The following is a 12,954-nucleotide window of genomic DNA, read 5'->3' as shown; positions in this document are numbered from 1 at the left end:
AAACATATATCACTATTTGGCATCACTCTTTGGGTCGGTCCCCCTCGGCGGCACCGCTGTGACGGTCCCTCGGATAGCGCCGACCCGGGCCGGTGCGCTCCGGGCCACCGGGACGCCGGTCCCAATCAGCCCACGCGGACGCTGACGGCGACGCCTTCACCCAGCGGGAGCAGTCCCGTCTCGAAGTCGGGGTCGTCCCGGACCCGTTCGAGGTAGCCGGCGATCCCGCGGCTCGGTTCGTTGGCGGCGACGTCCTCGCCGGCCAGCAGGGCACGCACGGCTTCGAAATCGAGCGGGCCGGCCTCGATAGCGTTGTCCGCGACGACGACGCCACCGACGGGGACCGTCTCGCGGACGGCCTCGAAGGCCTCCGTGTACCGGTGTTTCTCGTTGTCGATCAGGACGACGTCGAAAGGGCCGGCGTACTCCTCGATGGTCTCGATGGCGTCGCCGTGTTCGAAGACGGCGCGGTCGGTGAACCCACCCCGATCGAGGAAGCCACGAGCTTCGTCGAGTTCGTCGGCGTCGATCTCTGTCAGGACGATCTCCCCATCGCCGGGGATCGCTGGCGCTATCCAGTACGCCGAGTAGCCAAAGCCCGAGCCGAACTCGAAGACCCGTGTGGCATCGACCAGTCGCGCGAGCAGTCGCAGCCAGCCGCCGACCGCCGGTCCGACCGTCGGGAACCCCTCCCGGTCGGCCTTCGCGTCCATCTCGGCGATCACCTCGTCGGGCTCGGGTGCCAGCGCCCGCGCGAACCGTTCCGTGACCTCGGGTAGTGGATTCTCGTCCATGACCGTGTCTGTCGGGGCTGGCGGTTAAATACCGGCACCTCCGTACGTACTTTCCTCCCTACGCTCGCCCGGCTCCGATCAACCTGTCTCGGTCGGGGATAGATCGGATGGGCCTCGTAAACATCAGCGAAGTTAGATAAACTAATCGAAACCTTTTACTTGTCACCCAGTAAGGCTTAGCTAATGACTTTAGAGGGGAGTAACGCGATCGATAAGCGTGGGATGTCGACTGTCGTGGCGGCGGTACTTCTCATCGGTATCACTATGGTGGGTATCGCTGTCGTTCTCCTGGCTGGGTCTGCCGTTGTGGAGGACCTAAATGCCGACTCGAACGAGGAGATCTCAGAGGAGACGATGCTGAAAGTCGACAGTGTCTTCCAACAGTCCGACGAGGATGGACAGACGTTCGAGATCAGCGACGAGGTCGACAAAGACGTCTCTATCAACCGGAACGCGACCTACAGTCTGACGCTAAACGGGGACGCTAACTGCATGGCAGGCCCCCGGCAGATGGGAACGATCAGACACGACGGGAAAGACACTGTTACTGCGTACGAGGCGGGTGGTGTCTGGAAGATGACCGAAGCTGGTGCGGTGATGAGTGCGCCGCCGGACCTGAACTACGACAACGGCTCGCTCTCGGTTTCGTTCACGAACGTCACCGGGGACCTCACCTCCAGCGGAACGCTGAAAGCGACTTCGAACGTTACGAAGGAAGTCAACGAGCAACGTAACATCAGCCGCGAACTGTACGGCAGCGGCGCTTGCTCGCCGACGACGGTCGACAACGCATCGCTGAAAATAAGCAACAGCACGTTCGCACGCGCATGGGCGGACTGGGCCCGGAACAACTACGACGACAAGCGCGTGAACGTGAGCGCCGAAGGCGGAATGCCCGCCGAACCCCACGACAACGTTACGATCACGTTCCAGCTTGGTGACGTGTCCGATCCCGAATTCCGGGCGAAAAACGTCACCGTGACACCGGGTCCGGGGTCAGACTACGAGGTCAGTGCCGAAATCACGAACGTTGGCGGACTGGATGCGACGAAGGAGGTCAGGTTCGTCTACGACAACGGGACGGTCGATACTTCCAAGGACGTGACTCTCGCAGGAAAGGCCAGCAAGACGGTCACCTTCACGCTCGACGACAGTGATATCGTCTCCGGGAGCCCCCCGAGACCGCGTAACGTCACGGTCGCGGCCGACGATAACTCGACGACGAAAGTCCAGTTCAACAGTCCATCGGCCACTCCGAACGTCGGGTTCTCCGCGGAAAATATCTCGACCGGGACGACCGTCGGGAACACGACTGACGGCCACGTCTGGGTCAGCAACACCGGCGGCATGACCAAGACGGCGACGATCGGACTCAACGTCACTGGCCAACCCAACACCACCTGGAGTGCGACGGTCCATCCCGGCGAGAACGTCAGCCAGGATATCAGCGACGCCCTGCCGATCAATCGCGAGGGGAAGCATCAACTGAACTTCACTGTCGGCAGTGACTCGATGCAGGTCCCGTTCGTCGTCGGACCCCCCGGTCGCTTTGAGATCAACAGCCTGAGCTACAACACGCCAACGCGGGGCGATACGGAGACGTTCTCGGCGACCGTCGAGAACGTCGGCAACCAGACGTTGACCGGCTACGTCAACGCGACGGTCAAGAACGAGGACACCGGGACAGTCGTCGCCAGCACCAACGGGACCGAGACGCTGGCAAACACCGATACGGCGACCCGATCGGTCACGCATACGTTCTCGAACACCGGCACCTACAGCGTGACCCTGACGACGCCGAACCAGACCCAGCGGAGCACGTTCTACGTCAAAGCCGGGAACGCGGCGCCGAATTTCGTCATCAACCGTCTGGAGATCGATCCCAGCAGCGTCAGGGAGACCAACGATGTCACGATCGGTGTCACCGTAACGAACAGCGGCGGAATCAGCGACGAACAGACACTCGACCTCGAGAATCAGGAGACGAACTCCGACCTCGAAGAGTGGGACGTGACGCTGAACCCCGGCCAGGAGAAGACAAAGACGTTCACGACGACTGTCGAGAACAACTCGGCTGATTTCGACATGGGCCAGAACACGATCGAAGCCGAGACCGAGAACGGCTCGTTGAGTCAGATTCTGGAGGTCAGAGCGGAAGGGTCCGGTGTCGAAGAAGGTGAAGACAGCGACGGAAGCGAGTTCCTCGAATTTACGAAAGACGCGCGAATCGAGATCGTCGCCGGCGGTTCGGAACTTGAGGGCAACGGTACGGACTACTACGGCAGATACGAGATCGCTGCGCCGACAACAGTCCGGACATACGTCGAGAACGAGACGACAACAGACATTTCCCCGCTCTGGACCGGCGAATACGGTGGCAACATCAACCACCCGCATGCAGAGCAGCGGATGTATCGGGAGACCATCGATAATCCGTACGTCAAAGAGATGAACGTCACCGCCGGGTCGAAGCTCTCCGTCTGGGGAACGTCATACTATTGTCGGGACTACAGAGACGACGGGTACAACCACTATCGGACCTTCCAGGGGACCGAATACGAACTGGACGCGTACACCTGTTCCGACTGGGGAGGTGAACGGATCGATATCACGAACACGAAGAGTTCGAGCAACGTTATTATCCTGGGCAACGGCGACAAACCGCCAGCACTCGGACAAGCGAGTGCGTTCCAACTCGGCCTGGACGACATGCTCGATACGGTCAACGCGAGCATCGACGAAGACGGGAACCTCCAGCTCGCCGAAGATCAGTACATCTTCATGTACGAGCTATCGGAGCGGAACGCGCTGCCCGAAAACGCCGATCAACCGAACGACCCGGACTACAACGACGCCGTCGTGTCGCTGAAGATCGTAAGTACAGAGCGTGAGAACGTCCAACCTGCGACGTTCAACATCACCGACGTGGACGCACCGGCACGGGTCAGCAGCGGTTCGGGAGACACCAGCGTCGACGTGACGATCAACAACACCGGTGAGAAGGCCGGACAGGCCAGTATCCATCCGGCGTTTGACGGTTCACCACAGAGTCCGGAAACCACGGGCGTACTCGATCCCGGCGAGGAGACGGACGTTACGATCACCCTGCCGACGGCGAGCTACGGCCCCGGGACGTACAACTGGGAAGTGGAGGCACGGGGAAGCGACGGAGTGACCGACGATTCACAGGCCCAGCAGCTACGGATCGGGAGCGCCGGCGGCCCGTACTATCAGGTGACAAAGATGGAGGGGCCGGCAGTCGCCGAAATCAACAACGGCACCGACGATATCGACGACAGTAACCCGGTTATCAGCACACAGATCGACAACATCGGGTCCAGAGACGGGACCAACATGGACCTGACGTTGGTCTACGAGAACACCGACACCGGAAACAGCTACTCCGTGACGAAGACGCGGACGATCTCGGCGGGTACCAGCACAGGACTCACCTTCGAGATCACCGCAACTCCGGGCCGTGAAGGGAACTACAGCTACTACGTGACGACGCCCAACACGACGAGCGGGAACCAGTCCATCGAGCTCGGCCAGTCGGATGTCGAACCGGCAAACATCAACATCGGGACGAAAGATTACACGCCCGGAACCCAGATCGTCCGCCGCGGACGTATCTCGCGGATGAACGTCGGTGTCGAAAACGTCGGTCGAGTCTCCGACGAGCGAGAGGTCCGTCTCCGGATCTCGAAGGACGACGGGACGACGGTCGTCGACAGTTCGAAGACCGAGACGGTGTACACCGGTGCAACCCAACCGACACAATACGGCTTCGACGTCAGTTCACTCTCGACAGGGAACACCTACGACTACGAGATACGGGTCTACAACGACACGCAGAGCGCAGAGAGTGGCGAGAACACCACTGTGCGTGGCGAGCTGTTCCTCCAGAAAGTCCCCGACGGCGTCAGTACGCGTGAGGACTCGCCGGTCAACGTCGACTCCGAAGTCATCAACGTGACCGCGCCGTAGTCATCCGTCGTTCGTCGTTTTAGTTTTGCACTGCTATTCGTCGCATAGCATACCGAGTCCGCGCCGATTGCAAGCACAGTCTCGCTCTTTCACAACATAGATTGACAGATAGGCTCCGCTACCGGTGTCGGGGATGACCCACCGCGAGTGAGAACTCCGTGGGGAGTAGTCCGGGCGTCGTCGTTCGAAGCAGCGAATCGACGGCTGGAGTAGAAGCACCACCGATCGACTGATCGTATCGGACCGATCGTCGCTTACTCGGTACGAAGCGACTGCAGTTACAACTCGACTGGGTCACTGAAACCCGTGTCCGACTCTACCCACGTCCCGTGTGGCGGTCAGGAGACCGCTTGGATATCGATCGACGTGTTCTCGACGACGGCCTGTTCGATTCCCGAACATTCGTACGTCCCGCCGGTTCCACTGACAGCGGTCCAGCCAAGATCGCGGTCGAACGTCCGTTTCCATGCGTCCGTATACTCGGTCCCGCTGACGTTGACGCTGACAGTCCCGTTGTCTGTCGCAGCGGATGCGGACGTTTGATTCGGGAAGTACAGCGACCGGTCCTGGAGTTGACTCCGGAGTGTCACCCGACCGGAGGAGGACTGGTTGAGATCGCCGATCACCTGTACGAACGACAGATGAGCGCCGTTGGCATCACAACGGAACGGTGGCGCGCGAACGACCCGGACGCCACCGTTGTCTTCGACACGGAACACCGCACCGCTTGTGTACACTAACTCCGTGTCGCTACTGGTCGTCCTGACGAGTGCCCCTGTCGAGACCGTCTCGTTTCCTGGGACGGCCGATACGTTGACGACAAAGGATGACGGCTGGCGGGCGAGTGAATGGCCCTGGAGTTTGATCGTCGTCTCACGCCGCGGCGCACGCTCGTTTCTGTGGTCGGATAGCGTCTCCGCGTAGCCGACCATCGTCGCTTCCGCAGTGTTCGTTTCGGCGCCGTCTCTGACGCCTTCGAGCGCCGTGAACCCGCCGACTGTGAGAAAACCGATCGAGCTGATGATGATGCTAAAGACGAGTGTGAACGCGACTAGATCCGACACTGCGCGACCGGTCCCATCGGGAGCGTATCTCGATATCATCAGTCTCTGATCTCCATGCACTGTGCGCTACTCGACGTGTTGAACCGGACCGTGACCGCGCCGCCGTCGGCGGTCCCCGAACAGATACGGCTCTGGTTCTCGAACCGGACGACCGTCGAGTAATCTTCCACGGTCGAGTTGACGTAGATTCTGGTCTGGCTGCTCGTCGGAACGAGCGAGATCCGGTACTGCTCGCCGGCGACGCGCTCGGGATAGCGCGACCGGAACTCGATGTCGGAGTTCAGCGTCGACGTGTTGAACTGGTCGAGTCGGACCAGATCGGTTGCGACACCCGAACCGATGTCGATCAGGCCCTCGCGGGCGACGTTTTCGGTCTGTCCCTCGATCAGCGACCCACCGGCGATCAACAGACCGGTGACCAGGAGCGTCGAGATGCCGATGGTCAACGCCTGTGTAACCGCCGGCGAGACACCGCGTGTGTCGGCGAACAACGACCCAATCATGTGCTGTTCTCCAGCATGATGGTGCGGTTGTAGCCGGTCTGTGGGCCGGTGTAGGTGAGATCGACGGCGGGAGTGATTGGATACGGTGAGTAATCGCCCGAATTGTAACTGGTGCTCGGGAATTCACCTGTAGAACCGTACCAGTACTTACCATCATTGACTTTGTTTCCGTTCCTAATCTCGATATTGTACGGTTTATCCAAAGTGTCTTCAAACGTAGTGAAATTCTCCGGAGGACCACTAGATCCTTTACAGGTGCCGGCAATCAGATTCAACTCTGGATCGCTGGTTCCCGAAGGGCAGACATCTGTTCCCGTAGTGGTATCGATCCGAATATCCCCTCCGGATGGTACGGCTTCAAGTCTCCAACTACTCCCGCTCCCACCTTGACCAGTTACTTCAATAGTGAACGTATTCGATGGCCCACCGATAACATTGGATAGTGTGAGATTGAACAGCACTATTTGATCTACGTCGTTGGCTATTGTCCAGTCATAACCTGGACCAGGTCCGCTTGGATCTGGTCGTTGAAAGTTGGTTGGGCTCGAACCCGTTTGGCTCGTGATGTTCCCCTCTGACGCCGTCCTGTTCAACGTCGCATTGATGTACACACCCGACTGTGAGCCGCTGACCCGCGTTCGATACCGCGTGTAGTTCCGCAGCGACGCGTTGAGCGAGGAGTTGTAGTCCGAGAACGTCGTGTTGCTGCGGACTGCCGTCGCGATGGTCGTGAGGTCTTGCTGAACGGCCGTTTCGCGGTCCTCGACTTCTTCGATCCGGTCGGCGCTCTCGGGGGTCGCCGTATACGAGGTCACGACGAGGCTGTTGGTGAGAATGATCGACAGCAGGAACACGATCGCGATCGCGATCCCGCCGACGAGCAGCAACTGGCCACGGGAATCGGCAGCGCTCACCATACGATCAGTCGCACCTCCACCAGATTGTACAGTTGTGTCTTGTCATCGGCATCGGGGATGTAGAAACTCGATATCGACTCTACACTCGGTCCCTCGTTCCCACAGGCGTTCGATTTCGACGCATTGTTGGTCCGGACCCGCATGTCGTCGGTTATCGCGACGGTCCGTGTCACGGTGGCGGCACCTGTCGACGGGCGGTTCGCACTCGCGGGCGAGTTCTCGGAGACGAGTTCCGTGACGCGTTCCTCACCGGTCTCGTTGAGGTAGTTGAAGTATATGTTGTACTGGTTCCCCCGGGAGTCGAAGGTCAGGTTGAGCATCTCCTCGAACTCCGCCGGGTTGCTCGAATTGTTGCCGTTGATGCGCGATCGGCCCGAATTGTAGCAGAGCACGGCGTTTTCCAGTGCGCCAGTGTTCTTGCTGACAGTCAATAGGTCGTCGGCCCGGGCTTCGAGCCGACGGGTTTCCTCTCTCGTTCCGTCTTCCCAGGCACGCGTGTCGATCGAAGTGATCCCGAACACCGTCGCCGAGATCACGAGGATCGCCGCCAAGACGCCTTCGAGCGTGTACGCCTGGCCACGGGAGCCACTCACCATGCGCGCACCACCAACCAACAGATCGGGTCACAGACGTCGTTTGTGTCGTTGTTGAGGCTGATAACTCGCGTCGCAGTCGAGGCGGTCTGGTTGTCGTACTCTGCACCCCACGCGAGATCTGTTGCCCCGGTGTGCGGACGGAGCTCTCCGGACTGCAACGTCGAGTTGTTTACGATACTCACGCTGAGTGTCGGATCTGTCCGTCTATCCGACGAGACGTTGACCCCCGCGTGTGAAGAGAGATCCCCGAGGTCCGACGGGAGTCTGTCGATCCCGCCTGGCTCGTCGTAGCGGAGCGTATTCCGATTGTCACTGACGCTGTAGTTCTCGACGATGTACGACGCGACTCTGTCGGCCTGTGGCTGTTCGATCGCTGTCACGGGGTCTTCGTACACTGAGAGCCCACCGCCCTGAATGAACACGAAGGTCCCGATGATCGTGAGGAGCAAGATGCTCGCTCCGACAGCGAAGTCCTGTGGCGTTTGTCCCCTATTGTTCATACAACCACCCAACAGATGTCATCCCACCGCGATCCACACCGCGAGTGCGATCGTCTGGAGGACGACCGCGAACTTAACACCCGCTGCTATTTTCACCTCACGTATATATCCGGCGATGAACGACGACAGGATCGCCTGGAGCGTCACCGCGTGGAAGAACAGCATCGACAGTGCCTCCGTATCGACGTTCCCGCCGAACTGCCCGCCACCGGCGGCTGAACTACTCGATCCTGACGCCTGGGTTGCCAATCCGGACATCACGTCGAGGAACTGCGTCTTCAGCAGGGCCATCACTCCAAGCAGCGTGAGATAGGTCATAAGGATAATGACAACTTGCATCCGCGTTCGGGACTTTCGGTCCCGATCGATGTCGTCCTGGTTCTCGGAGGCCTGTGCGGCCGTCGACAGGACGTCCTGAATCTGACTGGAGGCTTCCTGTGCCTCCGCGATCAGTTTCACTGTCCGGGCCAGCCGTGGGACGTGGTACTTGTTGTTGAACTCCCTGAGTGATTGTTTCAGACTGGTCCCGTAGTTGACTTTCGCGTGGATCGTCTCGAACTCCTCGGAGAGCTTACCCGAGGAGGTCTCGGAGACGACCTTGATCGATTCAAGCAGCGTCATCCCTGTATCGTTTGCCGAGGCGAGTTTCCGCAGGTTTTCCGAGAGGTTGTTGACGATGGCGTTTCGCGAACGTTGGTTCCATTCGTAGAAGATCGTCAACGGAAGGAAGTTGATGTACATCGGCATGTACACCCAGAAGAACGTCGACCGGACCGGGTTCTGGATGAACCCGCCGGGACCCTCCAGTTGGAGCGGGGCGAACCCGAGGAGGACGGCGGCGACGACCGCGACGATCGAGATCGGGATCGTCAGCCCGAGCACCAACAGCGGGTGGTCACGGAAGAAGTAGTGTGGCTCCGCGAGGATTCCGACCAGTTCGTAGGTCCCTTCCCGGCTCTTGATCCGATCGAAGACACTGAACTCACCGGTGTAGCGCTCGACGAGGCCGAGGTTGAACACGCCGACACCTTCGTCGACGACGATGTCCTCCTCGCCGGAGTTGGGCCGCAGGTAGCCGTCACCGATCGAGTCCTGGGTGACCGTCGACGTGAGGACGAGGAAGCCGACGCCGACCAACGGGATCAGGACGTAGACCGTCCCGTAGATGAGCATCTGCTGGGCGTTACCCATCATCGACATGATGACGAGGATGATGATGAGCAAGAGTGGGAACAGCGAGAGGGTCATGTACATCTCGCCGAACAGCTCCAAGGTCTCCAGCATCTTCTCCTGTTCCTGGCGGGCGGTCCGCATGTGTTTCTCCTTCTGGTCTTCGAGGAACGAGGTCATGTCCCCACCGGAGTTGATGATCGAGAGCATGTCGGTGAGGAACTGTGAGAGTTCGTCGGACGGGGTCTCTAGGGCCTGGTTCCGGACGGCCGTCCGGTAGTCGGTGTCGAAGTATTCCGTCTCCAGGACGAGCGACTGGAACTCGAGGGCGACTTCACCGTACGTGTCGTCGGCCTGTGCCATCGCCTGGAGGATCTCCAGTTGGTTCAGTCCCCCCACTGAGAGCGCGTACATAAAAGAGACGGCATCGGACAGCAGAACGTTGATCTCACGCTCGCGGGCGTTGGCCCTGAAATACGGGATCGAGACGAGCGATCCAAAGCCGATGGCGAACCCGATCGCTCCGAACACCAACCCCGTAATCAGGATCAATAGCGGGATCTTCAGCATGTTGATGATCCCCGCTACCGAGTCGGAGACGGTGATCCCGAGCAGTTCCAGTTCCTCGCCGGTCAGCGAGAACAACTCGACTAAGACGACGCCCAGAAAGGTCCCGAGCAGCCACAACGCGATACCGGAGATGATACCGACGGCGAGTGCCCGGGCGAGGAACATCTCGACGTTGTCCGCCATCCGGGCCTGGGAGAGTTTCTTCTCGACGCTGCCGACGAAGTCGCTGTCCTCGTCGAACAGCATCTGGTATGCCGGGTAGAAGGTGTCCCCCAGCGTCCCGTTGTCACTTAGCTGTTGTTGCCCCCGGGTATCGAGACTCATCCGTCGTCAGCCTCCGCGCCAGCTTTGGGAACGAACTGACCGAAGTCGACCTCGTCTTCCTCTTCCTCTTCGTCCTCCTGGAGGGTGTCGCCGTCCATCAGCGCCGAAACGATATCGGGCGTCTCGCGGCTCATGAACTGATCGAACAGCGGCTGTGCGTTGTCGAGGATGTCCTTGCTCTCTTCGAGCATCTCCTCGGGTGCCTCCGGTCGCGGAACCATCTCCTCTTTCTCCGGATCGATATCGATCTGCACCGACTCCATCTCCCGGAGGTCCTCAAGCGAGAGTTCGAGTTGCCCGTTCGCGATGAGCGTGAGGATGGTATCCGGATCGTTGATGAACGCCTGGATGGTCGCGGCGACCTCGGTGTAGGTGTTCAGCCCCTGCTCGATGAGATACGCCAGGACGACCTTGCGCTTGAACAGTTCCTCGTCGAGTTTCTCCTGGGTCCACCCGCGGTCGAACTTGACCTCTTCGAGGGTGTTGGAGTTGCCCATCTGGATGTACTCGTCGGTCTCGGCACGCCACTCGTAGACGTCACGGACGTTGATCTCGTCGTTCTCCGCGGAGTACTCGTTGATCTCGGTCAGGGACTTGTTCCGCCGGACCTTGTTGCCGTCGACACGGGTCTGGGTCTGGATCGAGACCAGATCCAGCGCCGTAAACAGCGTCTTCGAGACGTTGATCGGTTCGGTCGTGAACCGCTTGATGACCTCGCCGACCGAGTCGGCGTGGAAGGTGGTGTAGGTGGTGTGACCCGTTGACATGACCTGGAAGAGGGTTCGCCCCTCTTCCCCACGGATCTCACCCATGACGATGTAGTCGGGTCGTTGGCGGAGCGCGGCCTCCAGCAGGTCGAACTCGTCGACGTCGCCGGTGTCGTCCTGGCCGAACGACGGTCGGGTGACGCTCGCGACCCAGTTGCGCTGGGGGAGTTCGACCTCGCGGGTGTCCTCGATGGAGACGATCTTGGAGTTCGAGGGGATGAACAGCGAGACGGCGTTCAGGCTCGTCGTCTTCCCCGAGGCAGTACCCCCGGCGAAGATGAGCGACTTGTGGTTCTCGATACAGAGCCAGAGAAACGCCATCTCGTCCAGACTGAACGTGTTCCAGTTGATCAGATCGATCGGCGTGAACGGGACGTCCTTGAACTGACGGATGGTGTAGTTAGTCCCGTGGTCCGAGACCTCCCGTCCCAGGGTCAACTGAGCACGTGAGCCGTCCGGGAGGGTCGCGTCGACCTGGGGCTGGCGTTTCGAGATACCCTTCCCCGACCGCTGGGCGAGTTTGACGACGAAGTCGTCCAGTTCCTGCTCGCCGTGTTCGACGTTGGAGATGATCTGCTCGTAGTCGGTGTGGTAGGCGAACACACGCGAGTTGTAGCCGTCACAGGAGATGTCCTCGACGTTGATGTCGTGTTTGACCGGGTCGATGCGTGCGTAGCCGACGAAGTTCCGCTTGAGTTCGTACAGCAGTTTCTCGACCTGGTACTCGTTGAGTGTCGCCGGGTCGTCTTCGAGGATCTTCGGCTCCGGACGCGTCGACAGCCCGGTGAGTTGGCCGCTGGTCTGCTCGGTGTCGGGACCCATCCCGAGCATCGCCTTGAACTGGTCGAACATCCCACCGCCTTCACCGGTCCCACTGGAGACAGTGCCGTCGTAGAGGTCGTACCGGGAGAGCAGATCCTCCGCTTCACGCTGGATGACCTGTGCTCGGTCCTCGGTCGATCCCTGGACGATAACGTCGTCCTCGGAGTATTTGATCGCTGTCTTGAGCTTCCGCGAGAGGAACTCCTTGAGGTCGTTTTCGATCGGGTTGAGATGTGGTTCGATGACGTAGTACTTCTTCTCGTTTTCCTTCCGGGAGTGGAAGATAACAACACACGCGTAGGGTTTGTTCACCCAGTAGCGTTCGATCTCGCGGAAGTGTGATTTCTTGTTCTCCGGGACGGACTTTTCCAGATCGTATCGGTTGACGACGGTCGTATACCCCTCCCGAGTCGAGAAGAACTCGTCTTCGTCCAGTTCTTCGTTGACGTCGACGGTGTGTTCGTCGACGTATTCGGCCAGGGCCGTCCCGATACGCCCGGCCTCATCGACACGGTCCTGGGTGTCGTCGGGAGCGAATCCGAGGTACTGTTCGCCGTCGAACGGTTCCGCGTCGGCCGTGTTCGCCGGCGGTTCGCCGCCCTTGTAGTGGTATTCGCGCTTGAAATGTTCCCAACTGTACCGGTCTTTCGCGACCGGCGTCACGTCGGGATCGAGGGAGGCGTCCAACGGCTCCCTGATCGTCTTCGCGACGGCACCCCCGTCCTCGATCAACTGTTCGAGATACCGCGGCTCGAATCCGAGATACTCGCTCCGGTCGAAGCGTCCGCCGCCGTGGTATTCCTGTCTGAAATCGTCCCACGTGTACTCACCCACGGCAGCATCCCGATTGTCGACATCCCCTATGTTGTCGACTGCCCCATCTGTGTCCTCAATTGCCATTGTAATTCATCCCTTCGTGGAGGTGAAAAAACTTTCCGGC

Annotated in this window: 9 protein-coding genes; 1 reads left to right on the top strand and 8 read right to left on the bottom strand. The window is 59.8% G+C overall.

The annotated features are described in order from the left end of the window. Positions 1–125: 125 nt before the first annotated feature. Positions 126–794, bottom strand: a complete 669-nt coding sequence (locus tag P0204_RS06235; protein ID WP_276222618.1) for an O-methyltransferase — start codon at positions 792–794, stop codon at positions 126–128. Between the two features lie 183 nt (positions 795–977). Here P0204_RS06235 and P0204_RS06230 point away from each other — a divergent pair, with 183 nt between their 5' ends. Continuing rightward, positions 978–4,781 carry a DUF7289 family protein gene (locus tag P0204_RS06230; protein WP_276222617.1) on the top strand — a complete coding sequence of 1,268 codons (3,804 nt, stop codon included), beginning with the start codon at positions 978–980 and terminating at the stop codon, positions 4,779–4,781. 338 nt (positions 4,782–5,119) lie between these two features. On the opposite strand, the gene P0204_RS06225 is transcribed toward P0204_RS06230, so the two are convergent. From P0204_RS06225 to P0204_RS06195, 7 genes are read right to left on the bottom strand one after another with little or no spacing between them, the layout of a single operon-like run. Next, positions 5,120–5,884 carry a DUF7289 family protein gene (locus P0204_RS06225; protein ID WP_276222616.1) on the bottom strand — a complete coding sequence of 255 codons (765 nt, stop codon included), beginning with the start codon at positions 5,882–5,884 and terminating at the stop codon, positions 5,120–5,122. After that, positions 5,884–6,348 (bottom strand): DUF7266 family protein, encoded by a 465-nt coding sequence (locus P0204_RS06220; RefSeq protein WP_276222614.1) that lies wholly within the window; start codon positions 6,346–6,348, stop codon positions 5,884–5,886. The genes P0204_RS06225 and P0204_RS06220 overlap by 1 nt, the downstream gene beginning before the upstream one ends. Continuing rightward, the gene (locus tag P0204_RS06215; protein WP_276222613.1) at positions 6,345–7,265 is read right to left on the bottom strand and encodes a hypothetical protein; all 921 of its coding nucleotides are present in this window, start codon (positions 7,263–7,265) and stop codon (positions 6,345–6,347) included. The genes P0204_RS06220 and P0204_RS06215 overlap by 4 nt, the downstream gene beginning before the upstream one ends. Beyond that, positions 7,259–7,861 carry a DUF7288 family protein gene (locus P0204_RS06210; RefSeq protein ID WP_276222611.1) on the bottom strand — a complete coding sequence of 201 codons (603 nt, stop codon included), beginning with the start codon at positions 7,859–7,861 and terminating at the stop codon, positions 7,259–7,261. Before P0204_RS06210 ends, P0204_RS06215 begins: the two co-directional genes overlap by 7 nt. Continuing rightward, positions 7,855–8,361: a DUF7287 family protein gene (locus P0204_RS06205; protein WP_276222609.1), complete on the bottom strand. Its 507-nt coding sequence runs from the start codon at positions 8,359–8,361 to the stop codon at positions 7,855–7,857. Before P0204_RS06205 ends, P0204_RS06210 begins: the two co-directional genes overlap by 7 nt. Before the next feature lie 18 nt (positions 8,362–8,379). Further along, entirely contained in the window at positions 8,380–10,425 is a 2,046-nt protein-coding gene (locus tag P0204_RS06200) for a type II secretion system F family protein (RefSeq protein WP_276222607.1), read from the bottom strand. Next, positions 10,422–12,914: a type II/IV secretion system ATPase subunit gene (locus tag P0204_RS06195; RefSeq protein WP_276222605.1), complete on the bottom strand. Its 2,493-nt coding sequence runs from the start codon at positions 12,912–12,914 to the stop codon at positions 10,422–10,424. The genes P0204_RS06200 and P0204_RS06195 overlap by 4 nt, the downstream gene beginning before the upstream one ends. Positions 12,915–12,954 lie beyond the last annotated feature (40 nt).

This window comes from Haloarcula halophila, assembly GCF_029278565.1.
GTDB lineage: Archaea > Halobacteriota > Halobacteria > Halobacteriales > Haloarculaceae > Haloarcula > Haloarcula halophila.
Note: the sequence above shows the minus strand (reverse complement) of the source record. Positions and strands in the feature narration are given on the sequence as shown.